Below are 17,165 nucleotides of genomic sequence, written 5' to 3'. Positions count from 1 at the left end.
GCTGGGCGCCGAGCACACTATCCGCCCGGATAGGCAAGATCAATGCCGGTTTCCCCCGCTCACGCGGGCCGCGGGCGCCGCGCGTCTCCCGGCGTCCCGCCGCCACGGTGCACCGACGCGACCGGCGAGCGCCCCTCGCGTGGCCGGTCCCCCGGGCGGCTCCGTCGGGCACGATGGAAGGCGAACGTCCTCCGTACGAGGGCGCGTGGGAAGGGGGCCCAGGTGCCAGCCCTGCCAGGGACCAGGAGGCAGCAGGCCGTCGCGCTGGCCGTGGCCGTCGTGGCGGTGTTCGCGCTGACCAACGACGGGGAGGAGTCCGGCGGCGAGGACGGCCAGCGGCGGCCGGGCCCGCACTCGTCGGGCAGCTACCCCGTCACGTTCGACGAGAAGGACTCGTCCGGGAAACGCCCGCACCGCAAGCCGGGCGCCACCGCCTCGTACCCCGTCACGTTCAGCTCGGGCAAGGGGCGTTGACGGCCGCGGCGAGCCCTCTGACCACCTCGGCGGCCATCACGGCCTGCCCGGAGGCGGCGAAGTGGATGCCGTCCGCGCTCAGCAGTCCGGCGCGGGAGTTGACCGGGTGGTCCCACATGTCGACGAGGACGGCTCCGTGCCGGGCGGCGAGGGCACGGGTGAGCGCGTTGACCCGCCGCACCCGCTCCGTCCAGTCGGGGAACCCCGGCACCACGAAGGCACGGCCCAGGGTGAAGACCGAGAGGCGAGCGCCCGTTCCGGCCGCGCGGCCGAAGAGCCGGGCGAGGTCGCGCTCGATCCGCCCGAAGTCGGGCTCGGCGCGGAACAGGTCGTTGGCCCCGCTCGGCAGATGGACCAGGTCGGGGGCGAACTCCTCCATCCCGTCGGCCTGGTCGGCGAGCGTACGCGCGGTCGTCGCGCCGACCTCGGCGAGGTTGAGGTACGCCAGGTCCGGGTGGACGCGGCGCAGGACGTCGGCCACGCGGTCGGACCAGCCCAGCGAGGCGTAGCCGGGACTCGGGTCGCCCGTGCCCGCCGAAAGGCTGTCCCCGATCACGGCGAACCGGCGCCAGGGCGCGCCGCCGAGGAGCCGCGCCGCGTGCGCGGGCGCGAGGCACCAGGGGTCGGCCTCCTCGGCACGCGGGGTCCTGGGGGCGGGATCGGTCGCTGTCTCAGTCAGAGGCGTCACGAACTAAACGTACGACCGATCGGTTAGTTTCGACAAGGGGGCGCCGCCCGGCCCTGGACGTCGTCCCGTCGGACGCGCGACGGCCTGCTCCCGAGTGGCTGACGGAGCGGTGCGCGTGCGCGAAACTGATCTCGCCCGGGCACTCCGCTCGCGTGCGGAAGAGGCAGCGACGCTCGAAGCAGGGAGACGTGGCGGTGGAGGACCAGCTACTGGCGGGGCGCTACCGGTTGGTGCGGCAGCTCGCCGAGGGCGGGATGGGGGAGGTGTGGGAAGCGCGGGACGAGACGCTCGGACGCCCTGTCGCCGTCAAGCTGATCTTCCCGCTCGCCGGAGGCGGAAGCCGCGGCGATCAGGAACGTGCCAGATTCCTGCGCGAGGCCCGGATAACCGCCCAGTTGCAGCATCCCCATACGGTGACCGTCCACGATCTCGGCGAGGCGGACGCGGAGAACGGCCATGTCCCGTTCCTCGTCATGGAGATGGTCCGCGGCGAGGGACTGGACGCGGTGCTGGGCCGAGGGGCCGTCGCGCTGCCGGACGCGGCCCGGTGGGGCGCGCAGATCTGCGAGGCGCTGGACGAAGCGCACAGAGCCGGGATCACGCACCGGGACATCAAGCCGTCCAACATCCTGGTCACCCCGTCCGGCGTCGTGAAGGTCCTCGACTTCGGCATCGCCAAGGCGGCCGACCCCCTCGCGACCCGGGTCACGAGAACGGGCTTCATCGTGGGCAGTCCCGCGTACATGGCCCCCGAACAGGCGCGCGGCCACCCCGAACCCAGCAGCGACCTGTACTCACTGGGCTGCCTTCTCTTCGAGCTGATCACGGGCCGGCCGCCGTTCCAGGCCCCCGACGCCATGGGCTACATCACCGCGCACGCCACCCAGCAGCCGCCCGCTCCCAGCTCGGTGTCCGAGGGCGTCCCGCCCGAATGGGACGACCTGGTGCTGACCCTGCTCGACAAGGACCCCGCCCGGCGGCACTCGGATGCCGCCGCCCTCGCGCAGGCGCTCCGACGGCTCGACAGCGCCCCGTTGGGCCCGTTCCACATCTGGACGTTCGCCGGGAGGTGCCTGGACGTCTGGGGTGCCGGCACCGAGGATCACACGCGGATCGTCCAGCACACTTGCCACGGCGGGCCGAACCAGCAGTTCACCCTGCACCCGGCCGGTGACGGGCTGTACGAGATCAGGACGTTCGCCGGAAAATGCCTGGACGTCTGGGGTGCCAGCGCCGAGGACTCCACACCGATCGTCCAGTACAGCCGCCACGGCGGGCCGAACCAGCGGTTCTCCCTCCACCCGGTCGGCCAGGGCCTCTTCGAGATCGGGACGTTCGCCGACAAGCGGCTGGACGTCCATGAGTTCCGCACCGACGACCACGCGCCGATCATCCAGTACCCCGGCCACGGCGGGCCGAACCAGCTCTTCCGCTTCGTGCTGGTCGGCTCGGAGAACCTGCCCGGGTAGCGGGATCTCTCCGCTGCAGCGGGTTCACCGGATGGCCGGAACCCACGCCTTATCCGGATGCCCCGCCCCGAGCCGTGATCTAGGTTGGCGACCATGCTGAGCGAACGGGAACGGGCACTGGTGCGGCACGCGGCCGAGGTCGCCGAGGGGCTGGGCGAGGACGACGACCACACCGTGGTCGCCGCCGCCTACGACGCGGACGGCGCCCTGGTCACGGGCGTGAACGCCTATCACTTCTCCGGCGGCCCCTGCGCGGAGCAGGTGCTGATCGGGCGCGCGGCGGAGCGGCGGATCCCGGTGCGGCTGGACACCGTGGTCGCGTACCTCAAGCACCCGGCCGCCGTGCTCCCGCCCTGCGGGCGCTGCCGCCAGATGCTCTTCGACTACCACCCGGGCACCCGCGTCGTCGTCCGGGGCAGGAACGGCCTGGAGGCGGTCGGCGTCCGCGACCTCCTGCCGTACGCCTACGACTGGCGGGCCTACGAGCCGTCCGGCGGCGGGCCCGAACTCTTCTTCCACGAGCGGTATCTGGACGCCGTGCGCGCGGGCACCAAGCGCAGCACCGTCCGGGTCCACGACCCCGCGCGCCCGGGGCCGGTACGGCTGGTCTTCGAGCACCCGGACGGCACGGCGACGACGCTCGCCGCCGAGATCACGGGCGTACGGGCCGCGCGCGTGGACACGCTGACCGACGAGGACGCGCGGCGCGACGGCTTCGGGGACCGTGCGGCGCTGCGCGAGGCGCTCGGCCGCCACTACCCCGGCCTGGGCCCGGAGGCCGAGGTCGAGATCCTGGACTTCCGCCTGACGAGCTGAACGGGGGACCGGGGAACGGGGGGGACGGGACTCACGGCCGAGGGACCGACAGCGCGGTGCCGTCAGTCCCCGCCGATCGTGGCCGTGGCCCTCAGTCCTCCGTGTGGGCGCTGTCCGCGAACCGGGTCATGGTCCACCGGGCCGGGAGCCAGGCGCTGGTGGAGGTGTCCCACTCGGCGGCCGGGTCGTCCGTCGTGTACCACTCGGTGACGGACGCCGTGTGGACCTGGACGTCGAACGTGCGGTAGACGGGCAGCGCCCCGAAGGCGATCAGAGACGTCTCGACGGTCTCCTCGTGGCCCGCGATGATCACGGTCTCGCCCGCGTGCCGCGCGGTGATGCCGATCAGGGTCTTGCTGACCCGGTTGACCACATCGCTCCACGACTCGCTGCCCCGCTCGAACGGCAGATAGACCCCGCCGTTCGGCGTCGCGTGCTCGCGCCGTATCTCGTCCCAGGACATCCCGTCGAGATGCTTGTCCATGTGGAAGGTGCACAGGCCGCAGTCCTCGACGACCTCCGTGCCCTCCTCCATGCCTTCCGCACCGCCGACGGCCTCGGCGAGGATCCTGGCGGTCTCGATCGCCCGGGGGATGACCGAACTGTAGACGGTCACCGGTCCGTCGAGCGTCCCCATCAACCGGTCCCGCAGCCGTCCGACCTCCCACCGGCCGAGGTCGGTCAGCCCCCGGCAGCCCTGCGGACCGCCGTGGACGCCCTCATGGCTGTGGTGCGAATCGCCGTGCTTGACCAGTAGTACGCGCGTGGGCTCCATGGCACCTCTCTGTCGGAATGTTCTCCGCGTACAGCCGCTCGGCGCACGGCGTCGGACCGTCCGGCGCGCGGCGTAGTTGACCATGGTGCCCTACTCCGCCCGGCGCGGCCCAAGCGCCTTCCCTCAGCGGAGGCTCCGGCGCACGCGGAGTCCGGATTCCGCGCCCCGGCAAGGGACTTGCGGGACCACGGACGTACGGGCGGCGCGGCCCGCGCCCGACTCCCGTCGGCTCAGCGGGGCGCGGCGGACGCGGAGCCCAGGGATTCCATGCGCTGCCGGATCGCCCGGAGCGCGCCGGGCTGCGCGCCCGGCACCTGGTCGCGCAGCGCGAGCAGGCCGTCGCCCAGCTCGCGGGCCCGCGCCGGGTCCTGGACCTGCGTCCACTGGTGGTGGGCGCGGTCGGCCGCGCCGCGCACCTCCGGGTCCTCCGGCGGCTGCTGGAGCGCGAGGCGCGCGTCGGCGGCGGCCATCCACAGCTCGCAGCTCCGTGCCGGGTCCCCGCCGATGCGCGCGAGATCGGCGCGCACCTCCAGCCAGTGCACCGCCTGGGCCGAGCCCGCGCCGTGCGTGCGCAGCGCGGCGCTCTCCCACAGCGCCACGATCGCGGCGGCCTCGCCGTGCCGCCCGGCGTGCGCGGCGGCGAGGATCGCCGGATGCGGGTCGGGCACCTCCTCGCGCGCGGGCGCGGCGGAACCGTTCGCCACGGCCGTGCCGTTGGCGTCGGCCGTGCCGTTCGCGACGGGCGCTGCGGGCGCTGCGGGGAGGACGGTTTCGGGCGCGGGAGCGGGGGCCGTGGCCTGCGGCTCCCCGGGGCCGGGCGGCGCGAAGCCGTTCGGGGACGCGGAGCCGTTCAGGGGCGCGCCCGCGGTGAGGAGCAGCGCCTCGGGGTGCGCGGCCTGGGCGACGGCCAGTTCGTGCACCTCGGCGAACGGCGGGCGGCCTCCCTCGCGCCAGACGGCCGCGCACGCCTGGAGATAGACCGGTGCCGCGGTCGTACGGCGCTGGCGCGGCGGCGGGGCCACGTGCCCGTACAGGTCGATCCCGGGGCCGAGCGTGAGGCCCTCGGCGCCGAGCCGCTGGAAGGCCGTGGCGTCGGCGACCAGATCGGCCACGACCGTCGTGGTCCCGGCGGCGCGGGCGCCCAGTTCGCTGACCAGCCAGTGCCAGGGCAGTCCCGTGTAGCGCACGGTCGACGGCGTCGTACGGGCGAGCGCCAGGTGCGGCAGCTTCTGCTTCTGGTCCAGGTGGAGCTGTCCCGCGACGCAGACGAAGAGCGGGCCCGGCGTCGCCGCCGCCGCGCGGAGGCGGGTCAGGACGGTCTGCGGGTCCACGGGATCGGCAAGCTCGACGACGGTCGACGCGGCCGCGCCGGTCAGGGACGGCGGGGGCACGGCTGCCAGCGCGGGCAGCACGGAGGCCGCGTCGATCAGTCGGCTCTTGCCGTTCGGGGCCGCCGCCAGCAACAGCGCGGTCCCGGATGCTATGTCGTACTCGGCGATCACCACCCCTGCACGGTAACCACTCCGGGGGCGCCCCGTCTCCATCCTTCCCGCCCGTGTGCGAGGTTCATGAGTTCGTCGCGTCACTCCGGCGCGGCGCGCGGGCCGCGCCGGAAGCCGCCGATAGACGGATGACGCCCCGCTCCTGCATCCTGGGCGGATGCCGCACCCAGCCCTCGCGGCGGCCTCCGGGCCGCGCGGCCGCAGCGGCGGACTCCGGCGCACGGCCGTCGAGTCCGCGCCGTGCCGCGGCGCGGACACCTGGCTGACCCGTCGGCTCGTGGTCGACCTGCGCCGCGTGGGCGCGTCCCTCTGTCGCTGACCCGCCGAACCGCTCCGTAGCGAACGCGAACTCCCGCCCGCGCCCGGGCAGGCGCCCCTCTCTTGCTGACGATCTCTTGCTGACGAATCGAGACACGATGACCTCTCCTCACCCTCTCCCCTCCTGGGACGAACCGGACGGGACCGTCCCGCGCGGCACCGTCGTCGTCCTGCCGGGGCGCGGCGAACACGGCGGCGTGTACGCGCGGTTCGGCCGCCGCCTGGCCGCCGACGGCTACCGCGTACGGGCCCTGCGCGACGCGACCCGCCCGCCGCGCGGGCCGGAGACCGAGCGTGACACGGCCGCCTCCGTGCTCGACACGGCCGCCAAGCTGCTCCGCGACGAGACGCTGCCGGGGCCGCGCGTGGTCGCCGGGTCCGACACCGGGGCGCTGTGCGCCGCGCAGCTCGCCGCACGCGGCACCCCGGGCCTGGACGGGCTGATCCTCGCGGGGCTGCCGACCCGGCCCCGCTCCTCCCCCGTACCGCCGTGGCGGGAGGAGCTGGACCAGCGCACGGGGTGTCCCGCGCACCGCGCGCTGCTGACCTCGGACCCGGAGTTCACGCGCGGCGCGCTGGAGGAGGCGCCCACGGGCGAACTGCCCGCGCTGGACCGGATCTCGGTGCCCGCGCTCTGCCCCGCCGCCTGACGTCCGGCCACGGGCACGTGCAGGGGCACGGGCTAGGGCTTGCGGGCGACCACCGCGTAGATGCTGATGTCCTCGTCCGTGGCGTCGCCGATGTCGAGGTAGCGGGTCCTGTCCAGGACGTCCGTCCCCTCCGGCGGCGCCGTCTCCTCGTCGGCGTGGGGGCCGCCTATGCGGTCGACGTCGGCGGTGGGGTCGGGGCGCCAGCGGTGGACGGGGACCAGGCCGGGTTCGGCGGCCTCCAGGCCGTTCCCGGTGAGGAAGCGCAGCACGGCCTCGCGCGGGCGGAGGACGAAGGAGACGCCCCGCTCGCGCATGATCCGGGCGACCTTGCCGATCCGCTCGGGGTTGAGGTCGGCGGTCAGATGGCTGAGCACGAGGTGGCTGCCCGGCGGCAGGGCGCCCACCAGCTCGCGCACCACGCCGTACGCCTCGTCGTCCTCGATGAAGTGGAGGATCGCGGCGAGCACCAGCCCGACCGGCCGGTCGAGGTCGAGGGTGCCTGCGGCCTCCTCCAGGATGCGGGCCGGGTCGCGCAGGTCGGCGTCGATGTAGTGCGTCGCGCCCTGGGGTGTGCTCACGAGGAGGGCGCGGGCGTGGACGAGGACCGAGGGGTCGTTGTCGACGTAGACGACGCGTGACTCGGGTGCGACGCGCTGCGCGACCTGGTGGACGTTCTCCCGCGTCGGCAGGCCCGTGCCGATGTCGAGGAACTGCCGTATGCCCTCCTCGCGCGCCAGATGGGCGACGGCGCGGCGCAGGAACGCGCGGTTGTGCCGGATGTCGAGGTAGCCGCGGGGATTGACGGCGAGGGACTTCGCGGCGGCCTCACGGTCGACGGGGTAGTTGTCCTTGCCGCCGAGGAACACGTCGTAGACGCGGGCCGGGTGGGCCTTGCTGGTGTCGATGCGCCGCGACAGGCCGTCGTCGATGCCGATGCCGACGTCGATGCCCTGCACGGGTGCCTCGGGTGCCTCAGGTGCCTGGGGTGCCTCGTCGGCCATGGAGTCCGTCCGTCCCTGCGTCTGCGTTGTCCGCTCGTGCCGTCCGTCGGCCCCAACGTATAGGAGGAGTACGGGCGTTGCGCGCCCCCACCGCGCATCGAGCGCGCCCGGGCACGCGGCATCCCGCGCGCGCCGAGCGGGAAGACGGCAAGCGCCGTGCGAGAGGAGACCCTTCATGTCTCGTTCCCAGACGCCACCGACCGCCCTCTCCGACATACCCGCCCGTACGGGCGTGGCCCCCGGCGCGCTGCCCCTCGTGGGACACGCCTGGCATCTGCGCACCCGGCCCCTGGAGTTCCTGGCCTCGCTGCCCGAGCACGGGGACCTGGTCGAGATCCGGCTCGGGCCCTCCAGGGCGTACGTGGTGTGCGAGCCGGAGCTGCTGCGTCATGTGCTGGCCGACTCCCGGACGTTCGACAAGGGCGGGCCCTTCTTCGACAAGGCGCGCGCCCTGTTCGGGGACAGCCTGGCCATGGCGCGCTGGGCCGAACACCGCTGGCAGCGGCGTCAGATGCAGCCCGCCTTCCACGCCGCGCGGCTCGCGGAGTACGCGGGGGTGATGGGCGAGGAGACCGCGCGGATGACCGCCGCGTGGCGGCCGGGCCACGCGGTCGGGATCGTGGACGAGCTGAACGCGCTGGCGCTGCGGATCGTCACGCGCTGCGTGCTGTCGGCCGCGGCCGAGGACCGCGCGGTCGCCGAGTTCCAGCGGTCGCTGCCGGTGGCCGTCGAGGGGATCTACCGCCGCACCCTCACCCCCGTCCCGCTGCTCCACGCCCTGCCGACGCCCGGCAACCTGGCGTATCGGCGGGCCGTCTCCCGTATCCGCGAGGTCACCGAGGCGGCCGTCGCCGGGCGGCGCGCGTACGAGGGCGCGACGGGCGCGGTGGGCGCGACCGGCGCCGAGGACGGCTCGCTCCTGCCGCTGCTGCTCGCCGCGCGCCGCGGGGGCGACGACGGGGAGCCGCTCTCCGACGCCGAGATCCGCGACCAGCTCATCGTCACCGTCGGCGCGGGCTCCGACACCACGGCGAACGCGCTGGCGTTCGCGTACTGGCTGCTCAGCCGCCACCCCGAGGCCGAACGGCGGCTCCACGCCGAACTGGACGAGGTGCTGGCCGGCCGCCCCGCGCACTTCGACGACCTCGACAGCCTGCCGCACACCCGCAACGTGATCACCGAGGTGCTGCGGCTCTATCCGCCGGGCTGGTTCTTCACCCGCGCCACCACGGCGGACACCGAACTCGCGGGCCGCCGCCTCCGTTCCGGTACGACGGTGCTCTACAGCCCGTACGTGCTGCACCGGAACCCCGGTCTCTTCCCCGAACCCGAGCGCTTCGACCCGGACCGGTGGGCCCCCGATCGGGAGCGGGAGGCGCCGCGCGGCGCGCTGGTGCCGTTCGGCGGGGGAAGCCGTAAGTGCGTCGGCGAGCATTTCGCTCTGACCGAGATGGTGCTGGCCCTCGCGGGCGTCAGCGCCCGCTGGCGTCTCCGGCCCACCTCCGGAACGAGCCTCACGCCTCGCCCCCTCGGCACGCTGGGCCCGGGGCCGCTCCGTATGATCCCGGAGCCGCGCGAGGGGGCACCTCGAACCGCCCCATGAAGCGCCCCGAAGGGGCTGCTTCAGGGGCGCGGGGAACTGCGCGCCAGGCCACGAACTGCCCGCGGTCCGCGACGCGCGGCAAGGGGCACCCCCTCAGTCGGTGCCGGCCACGCCCAGCGCATGGAGGAGACCGGCCGTAAGGGCGGTACGTTCGGGCACGTGGCCGAGGAGAATGTGCTCGTGGCGGGCGTGGGCCCCGTCGCCGACCGCGCCGAGGCCGTCGAGGACCGGACGGCCCAGCGCCGAGACGAAGTTGCCGTCGCTGGCGCCGCCGACGCCGACCTCCTCGACGGTCACGCCCAGTTCGGCGCCGACCTCCTGGGCCAGCGCGAACACCTGGCGCGAGGCCGGGGTCGGCACCATCGGGGGCCGGTTCCAGGCGCCGGTGACGGAGACCTTCACGCGCGGGTCGGACGCGGTGAGACCGGAGAGGACGGCGTCGACGCGGGCCATCTCGCCGGGTTCGGCGACGCGCACGTCGATGCCGCACAGGGCCCGCCCGGCGACGACGTTGCGGCCCGTGCCGCCGCTGATGAGGCCGACGTTGAGGGTCGTGCCCCGGTCGCGGTCGCCCGCGCCCGCGATGACGGGGACCAGCTCGGCGAGCGCGTGGATCGCGCTCGCCCCGGCGTCCGGGTCGAGGCCCGCGTGCGCCTCGACCCCGGTCACCTCGACCTCGAAGAGGCCGACGCCCTTGCGTGCCGTCTTCAGCGCGCCGTGGTGGGAAGCCTCGCAGATGAACGTGGCGAGCGCGCCCTCGCTGGCCCGCTCGATGTACGGGCGGGAGGCGGGGCTGCCGATCTCCTCGTCGCCGTTGATCAGGAACCGTACGGCGGGCCGGGGCAGGCCCAGTTGGTCGAGCAGCGCCACGGCCCAGACGGCCTGCGCCAGGCCGGTCTTCATGTCGAAGAGGCCGGGCCCGGTCGCCCTGCCGTCCTCGTCCACGGAGAACGGCCACTCCTCGGGCGTCCCCGCGGGCCACACCGTGTCGTAGTGGCAGACGACGAGGACGGTGCCGGGCGCGGCGCCGCCGTAGAGCGCCTCCAGCACGTCGCCGTGGACGCCGCCCTCGTGCCGGGTCTCCTCGTCGGGCTCGCCGAGCCGCTCGCGCAGCCAGCCCCGGATCGCGTCGAGACCGGCGTCGAGGAGCGCCTTGTCGTCGCTCGGGGTGTCGAGGTGGACGAGGCGGCGCAGGTCCTCGGTGAGGGCGGGCAGCGCCTCGCGGGCGGCCTCGGCGAGCGCGGCGGCGGGTGTGGTCATGGGTACGGGGTCCTTCCTGGTCGGAGAGGGGCGGGGCCGGTGTGACGGGTGCCCTGTTCGCGGGGGTTCAGCGGAACGTCAGCGGGCCTCAGCGGGCCTCAGCGGGCCTCAGCAGGCCTCAGCGGACGGGGACGCCGGGGCCGAGCGGGATGCCGAGCGCGTACCAGGCGTAGAACAGCAGCGTCCAGGCGACGAGCATGGTCAGCGCGAGCGGCATGGTGAGGGAGGCGAGGGTGCCGATGCCCGCGCTGCGCCGGTAGCGCTGGAGGAAGGTGAGCGCCATCACGAAGTACGGGCTCATCGGCGTCATGGCGTTGGTGCAGGAGTCGGCGATGCGGTAGAGGGCCTGGGTGGTCTCGGGCGGCACGTCGAGCAGCATGAGCATCGGCACGAAGACCGGGCCGACGAGCGCCCATTGCGCCGAGCCGCTGGTGACCACGAAGTTGACGAGGGTGACGACGACGAGCACGCCGAGGAAGGCCAGCGGGCCCGTCACGCCCGCGTCCTTGAGGAGTTCGGCGCCGCGCACGGCGAGGATCTCGCCGACGCCGGTCCACTTGAAGTAAGCCAGGAACTGGGAGATCGCGAAGAAGAGGACGAGGGTGGGCGCCATCTCGCGCAGGCCCTTGGCCATGTGGTCGGGGATGTCGCCCGCCGTCTTCACGGTGCCCACGGCGCGGCCGTAGACGGCGCCGGTGAGGGCGAAGAGCAGGCCGAGGACGACGGCGATGCCGGTGAGGACGGGCGAGTCGACGATGCCGCCGCCCTTGCCGCGGAGCGGGGAGGCGGGCGGCGCGAGGACGGCCACGACGGCGGCGGCGAAGAGCATCAGGGTGAGCCCGGCGCGGCGCAGCCCCCGGCGCTCGTCCTCGCGCAGCGCGAGGTCCCCGAGACCGGTCTCGTCGCCCCTCCCGCCCTCCGCGGCCCCCGGCCCGTCCTCCGGCGGCATGGCCTCGATCCGCCTGGCCAGCACCTTCTCCGTGACGAGCGTGATGACGGCGGCGAGGACGATCGAGGAGGCCAGCGAGAAGAAGTAGTTGGCGAGCGGGGTGACGGTGACGGACGGGTCGACGGTGTGCGCGGCGGCCGTCGTCAGACCGGAGAGCACGGCGTCTATCGGGGTGATCATCGGGCTCGCGTCGAAGCCCGCCGAGATCGAGACGAAGGCGACCACGACGCCGAGCACGGGGCTGCGGCCGACGGCCTTGAACGCGAGGCCGCCGAGGGGGATCAGCACGACGTAGGCGGCGTCGGAGGCGACGTGCGCGACCATGCCGGTGAAGGCGAGCGCGAAGGTCAGCCAGCGCGCGTTCACCCGGGCGACGCCCGCGCGGAGCATGGCCGACAGCAGGCCCGTACGGTCGGCGACGGCGACGCCGAGCATGACGACGAGGATGGTCGCGAGCGGGGGGAACGTCGCGTAGTTCTCGACCGCGTCGGTGACCATCATGCGGATGCCGTCGCCGGAGAGCAGATTGCGGACGGCGATGGTCTTCCCGTCGTCGCCGGGCGACTCGGCCGAGACGCCGGCGAGCGCGAGCGCCCAGCTCAGCACCGCGAGCAGGCCGCTCAGGATGACGAACAGCCAGAAGGGGTGCGGGAGTTTGTTGCCGACCTTCTCGATGCCGCCGAGCACCCGCAGCAGCGGGCCGAGCCAGCGGCTCTGCGCCTCGTCGGTGCCGTTTCTTGCCCTGGTGTCAGTCACGCCCCAATGAGAGAGCACCACGCCAGGATTAAGCAAGTAACAAGTAGGTTTCGCAAGAATCAGTCTGAACAATGGTTCAGGTGCTAGGTTTCGTCCATGCTTCCCGTGCTCGACGACGCCGACCTCGATCTCGTGGCCGCGCTCCAGCGCGCCCCGCGCGCCCCGCTCAGCCTCCTGGGCGAGGTGCTGGGCGTCTCGCCGAGCACGGCGGGGCGGCGGCTGGCGCGACTGGAGTCGCGGCGGGTGCTGCGCGTCGTCGGCCAGCCGGACTGGTCGCTCACGGGCGAGGGCAATCCGTGGCACGTCTGGCTCACGGCCGAGCCGGGCCGCGCGGGCGAACTGGCCCGGCGCACGGCCGCGTTGCCCGAGGCCCAGCTCGTCGCGACGACGGCGGGGCGCACCGACATCTACGCGGTGGTGCAGCCGGGCACGCGCGGCGCGGCGCGGGAGCTGCTGACGGCCCGGCTGCCGTCGATGCCGGGCGTGGGCTCGGCCCGTTCCGAGCTGGTGCTGCGCGCCCTCACCAAGACGGACCGCTGGCGGATGCCGCGACTGGCCGAGGACCGGTGCGCGGCGCTGGACGCGGCGCACCTGGAGGAGGTCGGCGAGCCGCCGTCCCCCGCCGGGCGCCCTCCGGCGCCGCCCCGGCCCGACGGCGAGGAGATGCGGGTGGCCCGGCTGCTGCGCGAGGACGCGCGCGCCCCCGCCGCGAAGATCGCGCGCGAGCTGGGCGTCGCGCAGTCCACGGCGTACCGCACGGCGCGGCAGTTGCTGCGCGACGGCGTCGTCCGCCCGCGCGTCGAGATCGAGCCCGCGCTGCTGGGGTACGCGCGGGAGGCCGTCGTCACGCTCACCCTCGCGCCCGGGGACACCGCGCACGCGGCGGAGGTGCTCGCCCGCCACCCCTCGGCGCGCTACGTGAGCCTGGCGGCCGGTGACTCCTCGCTGATCCACCACGGGGTGTGGCGCGACGAGGACGCGCTCGCCGACTTCCTCACCGTGGACCTCGCGGCGCTGCCGGGGATCAGCGCTGTGGTGGTGCTGCCGGTGCTGGACGTGCTGCGCCGGAACTGGCTCGACCGCCACGACGGCCTGCTGCGGGAGCCGTCCGGCGGCTGACCCCGGCGCCGGTGGCGGCCGCGACCGCGCGCCACCACGGGTCGGTGGGCAGCTCCTCGGCGGAGGGCTCGAAGGAGCCGCCGGGCACCGGGGCCGCCGCCCGTACGCCCGCCGCCGCGGCAGCCCGGAGAGTGCGCTCGGCCGGCTCGGCCCAGGGGTGGAGGGCGAGGTTGAAGGTGCCCCAGTGGATCGGGAGCAGCGGGTCCTCGGCGCGGGTCAGGTCGAGGTGGGCGCGCACGCCCTCCTCGGGGGTCATGTGGATGTCGGGCCAGAACGCCTCGCTGTACGCCCCGATCTGGATCATCGTCGCGTCGAACGGGCCGTACCGCCCGCCGATGTCCGCGAAGCCCGGGAAATAGCCGGTGTCGCCGCTGTGGAAGACCCGGTGCTCCGGGCCCGCGACCGTCCACGAGGCCCACAGCGCGCGCTGGGCGTCGCGCAGCCCGCGCCCGCAGAAGTGCCGCGCGGGGGTGGCGGTGAGGGTCAGCCCCGCGACCTCCGCCGACTCGTGCCAGTCCAGCTCGTCCACCCGGGCGGCCGGGACGCCCCAGCGCTCCAGGTGCGCCCCGACGCCCAGCGGCACGGCGAACCGGGCGCCGGAGCGGGCCAGGGCGCGGATGGTGGGCAGGTCCAGATGGTCGTAGTGGTCATGAGAGACGACCACCGCGTCGAGCGGGCCCAGCGCGGAGAGCGGCACCGGCGCCGGGTGCAGCCTCTTCGGGCCGACGAAGGAGAACGGCGAGCAGCGCCTCCCCCACACCGGGTCGAAGAGCACGCGCCGCCCGTCGATCTCCGCGAGCACCGTGGCGTGGCCCAGCCAGGTGAGGCGCAGCCCCGAGGCGGGCGGCGCCGACAGGTCGGGCCGCTCCAGGGGGATCGCGCCCGCGGGCTTGCGGCCCCGGGTGCGGAGCAGCGCGCGCATCATCTGGCCGCGCGTCCCCGTCGCGCGGGGCGCGTCCGGGGCCGCCTCGGGGTTGGCGAAGCGCCCCGCTGCCCTGTCGTAGTGCGGGGACCGCTCGATGCGGGCGAGCCGGTCGCCCGTGGGCCGGGCCCCGAAGGACAGGGGTCGCAGGCTGCTCAGGTCTCTCACAGGTCGCTCTCCGTTCTGCCGCCGCTCTCGCTGAACGCGTGTACGCGCGCCGTTGTTCCGGCAACAGTCTCCGGCGCGCGCCCACGGGCGGCCGGGAATCAGCGCCGTACGAGCTTCACCGCGTCCGCGTGGGCGCAGCCCGTGCCGCTGGCGGTGAGCGTGACCGCGCCGCCGGTGCCGCGCGCGAAGGCGCGGGTGCCGAGCGACACCCAGCCCGCCTCGCCCTCGCGCTCGTCGAGCGTACGGGTCACGGGGGCGCCGTCCGCGTCGAGGGTGGCGCGGGCCGCCGGGTCGCCGCCCGTCGCGGAGCGGGACTTCCAGATGTACGCCTCGTACTTCCCCGCCGCCTTGACGTCGGGCCGCCAGGTGGCCCGGTCCCCCGCCGCGCAGGCGTAGCCGACGGGCGAGTCCCTGGTCCAGCCGGTCAGCGCGCTGGTCCTCCAGGTGCCGGTGGCGGAGTAGCCGTAGGAGGCGGGGCCGTCGTTGTCGGCGTAGAGGTCGCGCTGCCAGTAGCGGACGTAGTCGGCCTGGACGGCGGACGGGAGCTTGCCCGCGTCGGGCTCGGTGCCGTAGCCGATGGTGGTGAGCCAGATGTTGAGGTAGTCGTGCTGCCACGTGTCCGGGGTGTAGGCGGCGGTGTGGCGGAGCTTGCCGTCGATGGAGAAGCGGACGCCGGACTCCGACCAGTCGATGCCGTACGTGTGCCACTGGCGCAGGTCGAGGCCCGTGTCGTAGGTGCCGGAGCCGTGGTGGAAGGGGCCCTTCTCGCCGGAGCCGCGCCAACTGTGGATGTTGTGGGAGAGCTTCGCCGGGGCGGCGGAGTCGGTCTCGAAGCCGTCGATCTCGGTGCGCTGCTCCTTCGGGAAGGTGGTCGAGCCGTCGCCCGCCATCAGCCAGAACGAGCTGTGCCAGCCCGCGCCGTCGTTGATACGGGCGCGGGTCTCGTAGTAGCCGTAGCGGAGCTTCCGCTTGGAGACGATGCCGCCGCCGGTGTACGCCTTGCCCGCGTGGTTCTCCTTCTTGAGCGCGACGGTGAGCTTGCCGTCCCGCACGGAGACGTTCTCGCGGCGCTGGGCGCTGTACGCCTTCACGTCGGTGCGGAAGTCCCATTTGGAGGTGTCTATGGACGTGCCGTCGAACTCGTCGCCGAACACCCGCGTCCAGCCGCCACCGGGCGGCCCGGCGACGGTCGGCCCGGCGGCGGGCGGCCCGTTCTCGGCCGCCGACGTCCCGGACGCGGTCCCGGACGCGGTCAGGGCGAGCGGCGCGGCCAGGGCGAGGGCGAGCAGTACCCGGACGGTGGTGCGTGATCGCGTGCGCATGGTTCTTCTCCTCTCCGCCGGTCAGCGGCGCGCGTAGTGGAGCCGTCGGCCCTCGATGTCCACGAGGTAGAGCACGTCCCCGCCGTCGGCGTCGCGGCGGACGGCGAGGCGTTCGACGGGGACGCCGGGCGCGACGGACGCGGCGGCCCACTCGCCGCCGGACTCGGTCGCGGCGTAGGCCCGGTCGGTGCCCGCCGACTTCGCGAAGTAGACGTGCTTGCCGTCCTGTTCGTCCCAGGTGATGCCGAGCGCGGCGCGCGTCTGGGAGCCCGCGTGGACGGTCTGGCGGGCCCAGCGCCCGTCGCGCAGGTAGCCGTAGCGCACGTCGAACCGGCCCTCGCTGCCCGCGTGCCGGTAGCGGTAGGCGACCTTGGGGCCGGACCCGTCGAGTGCAAGCTTGGCGCTCTGCACGGCGGGCCCGGTGTACGCGGGGTCGCTGGTCCACCGCTCGCCCTCGGTGGCGGGCTGCACGGTGTCGGCGGTCGCGGGCGTCACGGGTGCCTGCTCGCGGGTGCCCGCGCTGTCGCGGAAGGTGCCGTCGGCGGGGTCGTAGCGCAGGTAGGAGAGCTGGTGGCGGTGGACCGAGGCGGGGTAGCTCGCCCACTCGAAGAGCAGATGGACCCGGCCGTTCGCGTCCACCTGGATGTCGTCGGGATAGACGGAGCGGTCCGCGGCGCCCGCGAAGTCGGCGACCTTGCTCCATTTCGACGCCGAGTCGTCCCAGTGGTAGAGCCCGCCGTGGCGCGCGCTGCCGGAGGTGTCCACGCGCGCGGCGAGGTAGAGGTCGCCGTTCGGGGCCGTCGTCACGACCGGGTACGTGATGCCCTTGCCCTGGTCGGGCATGTCGGCGGCGTGGTTCACGGGCTCGCCGGGACCGCTTCCGGGCGCGGCGGAGCGGAAGTAGCGCCAGGTGTCGTTGTGCATCGAGGCGAAGACGTGCAGGCGTCCGCTGCCGTCGCGGGCGACCGAGGGCTGGTTGTGGCCGACGTCGTCCGCGTACTCGGCCTGCTTGCCGTCGCCCTGCCGCACCGGCAGCTTCGACCATTCCCCGGAGGGCGCGCGCCGCGCGACGGCGACCCTGTGGCGGCCCTCGTCGGCGGCGGGCTCGTTGAAGGCGAAGTACGTGTACGTGCCCGCGCCCTTGTACGTCGCGACGGGCGACCACCAGCCCGCCTGGTTGGAGGAGTCGATGGGGTACGGGACGACGCTGGTCGCGGGGTCAGCCGCCTGGGCTGAGGCCGTCCCCGCGAGCGGGGCGAGCAGCGCGAGCGCGAGGAGGGGCGCGGCACGGTGGAACGGACGGGACATGGGCGTACGGGACATGGGCGTACGGGACATGGCTCCTCTTTCGTCGTGGGGGGGACGCCGGGCGG

General features: G+C 74.4%; 16 protein-coding genes. 7 read left to right on the top strand and 9 right to left on the bottom strand.

Features of this window, described 5'->3' with window-relative positions:
- Nucleotides 1-222: 222 nt before the first annotated feature.
- Nucleotides 223-474: a hypothetical protein gene (locus tag ABD343_RS31310; protein ID WP_344533031.1), complete on the top strand. Its 252-nt coding sequence runs from the start codon at nt 223-225 to the stop codon at nt 472-474.
- On the opposite strand, the gene ABD343_RS31305 is transcribed toward ABD343_RS31310, so the two are convergent.
- Nucleotides 452-1,162, bottom strand: a complete 711-nt coding sequence (locus ABD343_RS31305) for an SGNH/GDSL hydrolase family protein (RefSeq protein WP_344533029.1) — start codon at nt 1,160-1,162, stop codon at nt 452-454. The genes ABD343_RS31310 and ABD343_RS31305 overlap by 23 nt on opposite strands.
- A gap of 194 nt (nt 1,163-1,356) precedes the next feature.
- Between ABD343_RS31305 and ABD343_RS31300 the strand changes: the two genes are divergently transcribed.
- Together ABD343_RS31300 and ABD343_RS31295 are read left to right on the top strand one after the other, a co-directional pair.
- Nucleotides 1,357-2,631 (top strand): serine/threonine protein kinase, encoded by a 1,275-nt coding sequence (locus tag ABD343_RS31300; protein WP_344533027.1) that lies wholly within the window; start codon nt 1,357-1,359, stop codon nt 2,629-2,631.
- A gap of 93 nt (nt 2,632-2,724) precedes the next feature.
- Entirely contained in the window at nt 2,725-3,447 is a 723-nt protein-coding gene (locus ABD343_RS31295; RefSeq protein WP_344533026.1) for an ASCH domain-containing protein, read from the top strand.
- A 91-nt stretch (nt 3,448-3,538) separates the two neighbouring features.
- On the opposite strand, the gene ABD343_RS31290 is transcribed toward ABD343_RS31295, so the two are convergent.
- Together ABD343_RS31290 and ABD343_RS31285 are read right to left on the bottom strand one after the other, a co-directional pair.
- The gene (locus tag ABD343_RS31290; protein ID WP_344533025.1) at nt 3,539-4,222 is read right to left on the bottom strand and encodes a histidine phosphatase family protein; all 684 of its coding nucleotides are present in this window, start codon (nt 4,220-4,222) and stop codon (nt 3,539-3,541) included.
- Nucleotides 4,223-4,452: 230 nt separating this feature from the next.
- Nucleotides 4,453-5,727: a hypothetical protein gene (locus ABD343_RS31285; RefSeq protein ID WP_344533023.1), complete on the bottom strand. Its 1,275-nt coding sequence runs from the start codon at nt 5,725-5,727 to the stop codon at nt 4,453-4,455.
- A 154-nt stretch (nt 5,728-5,881) separates the two neighbouring features.
- Here ABD343_RS31285 and ABD343_RS31280 point away from each other — a divergent pair, with 154 nt between their 5' ends.
- Both ABD343_RS31280 and ABD343_RS31275 read left to right on the top strand, forming a co-directional pair.
- Nucleotides 5,882-6,043, top strand: coding sequence for a hypothetical protein (locus ABD343_RS31280; protein ID WP_344533021.1), 162 nt, complete (start codon nt 5,882-5,884; stop codon nt 6,041-6,043).
- A 97-nt stretch (nt 6,044-6,140) separates the two neighbouring features.
- Nucleotides 6,141-6,692, top strand: a complete 552-nt coding sequence (locus ABD343_RS31275; protein WP_344533019.1) for a serine aminopeptidase domain-containing protein — start codon at nt 6,141-6,143, stop codon at nt 6,690-6,692.
- A gap of 32 nt (nt 6,693-6,724) precedes the next feature.
- Here the strand turns inward: ABD343_RS31275 and ABD343_RS31270 are convergent, their stop codons facing one another.
- The gene (locus ABD343_RS31270; protein WP_344533017.1) at nt 6,725-7,693 is read right to left on the bottom strand and encodes an SAM-dependent methyltransferase; all 969 of its coding nucleotides are present in this window, start codon (nt 7,691-7,693) and stop codon (nt 6,725-6,727) included.
- 175 nt (nt 7,694-7,868) lie between these two features.
- Here ABD343_RS31270 and ABD343_RS31265 point away from each other — a divergent pair, with 175 nt between their 5' ends.
- Nucleotides 7,869-9,296: a cytochrome P450 gene (locus tag ABD343_RS31265; protein WP_344533015.1), complete on the top strand. Its 1,428-nt coding sequence runs from the start codon at nt 7,869-7,871 to the stop codon at nt 9,294-9,296.
- Nucleotides 9,297-9,389: 93 nt separating this feature from the next.
- On the opposite strand, the gene ABD343_RS31260 is transcribed toward ABD343_RS31265, so the two are convergent.
- The gene (locus ABD343_RS31260) at nt 9,390-10,556 is read right to left on the bottom strand and encodes a M20 family metallopeptidase (protein WP_344533013.1); all 1,167 of its coding nucleotides are present in this window, start codon (nt 10,554-10,556) and stop codon (nt 9,390-9,392) included.
- A gap of 118 nt (nt 10,557-10,674) precedes the next feature.
- Complete coding sequence (locus ABD343_RS31255) at nt 10,675-12,261, bottom strand: AbgT family transporter (RefSeq protein WP_344533012.1); 1,587 nt, start codon at nt 12,259-12,261, stop codon at nt 10,675-10,677.
- Nucleotides 12,262-12,357: 96 nt separating this feature from the next.
- Between ABD343_RS31255 and ABD343_RS31250 the strand changes: the two genes are divergently transcribed.
- On the top strand, nt 12,358-13,380 hold the full coding sequence (locus ABD343_RS31250) for an Lrp/AsnC family transcriptional regulator (protein ID WP_344533010.1): 1,023 nt from the start codon (nt 12,358-12,360) through the stop codon (nt 13,378-13,380).
- Here ABD343_RS31250 and ABD343_RS31245 read toward each other — a convergent pair.
- The 3 genes from ABD343_RS31245 to ABD343_RS31235 form a co-directional block, all read right to left on the bottom strand.
- On the bottom strand, nt 13,286-14,470 hold the full coding sequence (locus tag ABD343_RS31245) for an MBL fold metallo-hydrolase (protein WP_425578318.1): 1,185 nt from the start codon (nt 14,468-14,470) through the stop codon (nt 13,286-13,288). The genes ABD343_RS31250 and ABD343_RS31245 overlap by 95 nt on opposite strands.
- Nucleotides 14,471-14,568: 98 nt before the next feature.
- Entirely contained in the window at nt 14,569-15,792 is a 1,224-nt protein-coding gene (locus ABD343_RS31240) for a family 16 glycosylhydrolase (RefSeq protein ID WP_344533009.1), read from the bottom strand.
- 21 nt (nt 15,793-15,813) lie between these two features.
- Nucleotides 15,814-17,130 (bottom strand): BNR-4 repeat-containing protein, encoded by a 1,317-nt coding sequence (locus tag ABD343_RS31235; RefSeq protein WP_344533007.1) that lies wholly within the window; start codon nt 17,128-17,130, stop codon nt 15,814-15,816.
- Nucleotides 17,131-17,165 lie beyond the last annotated feature (35 nt).

It is taken from the genome of Streptomyces albiaxialis, assembly GCF_039530985.1.
Lineage (GTDB): Bacteria > Actinomycetota > Actinomycetes > Streptomycetales > Streptomycetaceae > Streptomyces > Streptomyces albiaxialis.
Note: the sequence above shows the minus strand (reverse complement) of the source record. Positions and strands in the feature narration are given on the sequence as shown.

Excerpts from the sequence above, each read along its gene's own strand:
- ABD343_RS31240 (WP_344533009.1), bottom strand. The coding sequence starts at position 15,792 with ATGCGCACGCGATCACGCACCACCGTCCGGGTACTGCTCGCCCTCGCC.
- ABD343_RS31290 (WP_344533025.1), bottom strand. The coding sequence starts at position 4,222 with ATGGAGCCCACGCGCGTACTACTGGTCAAGCACGGCGATTCGCACCAC.
- ABD343_RS31275 (WP_344533019.1), top strand. The coding sequence starts at position 6,141 with ATGACCTCTCCTCACCCTCTCCCCTCCTGGGACGAACCGGACGGGACC.
- ABD343_RS31265 (WP_344533015.1), top strand. The coding sequence starts at position 7,869 with ATGTCTCGTTCCCAGACGCCACCGACCGCCCTCTCCGACATACCCGCC.
- ABD343_RS31260 (WP_344533013.1), bottom strand. The coding sequence starts at position 10,556 with ATGACCACACCCGCCGCCGCGCTCGCCGAGGCCGCCCGCGAGGCGCTG.
- ABD343_RS31270 (WP_344533017.1), bottom strand. The coding sequence starts at position 7,693 with ATGGCCGACGAGGCACCCCAGGCACCTGAGGCACCCGAGGCACCCGTG.
- ABD343_RS31235 (WP_344533007.1), bottom strand. The coding sequence starts at position 17,130 with ATGTCCCGTACGCCCATGTCCCGTACGCCCATGTCCCGTCCGTTCCAC.
- ABD343_RS31250 (WP_344533010.1), top strand. The coding sequence starts at position 12,358 with ATGCTTCCCGTGCTCGACGACGCCGACCTCGATCTCGTGGCCGCGCTC.
- ABD343_RS31280 (WP_344533021.1), top strand. The coding sequence starts at position 5,882 with ATGCCGCACCCAGCCCTCGCGGCGGCCTCCGGGCCGCGCGGCCGCAGC.
- ABD343_RS31295 (WP_344533026.1), top strand. The coding sequence starts at position 2,725 with ATGCTGAGCGAACGGGAACGGGCACTGGTGCGGCACGCGGCCGAGGTC.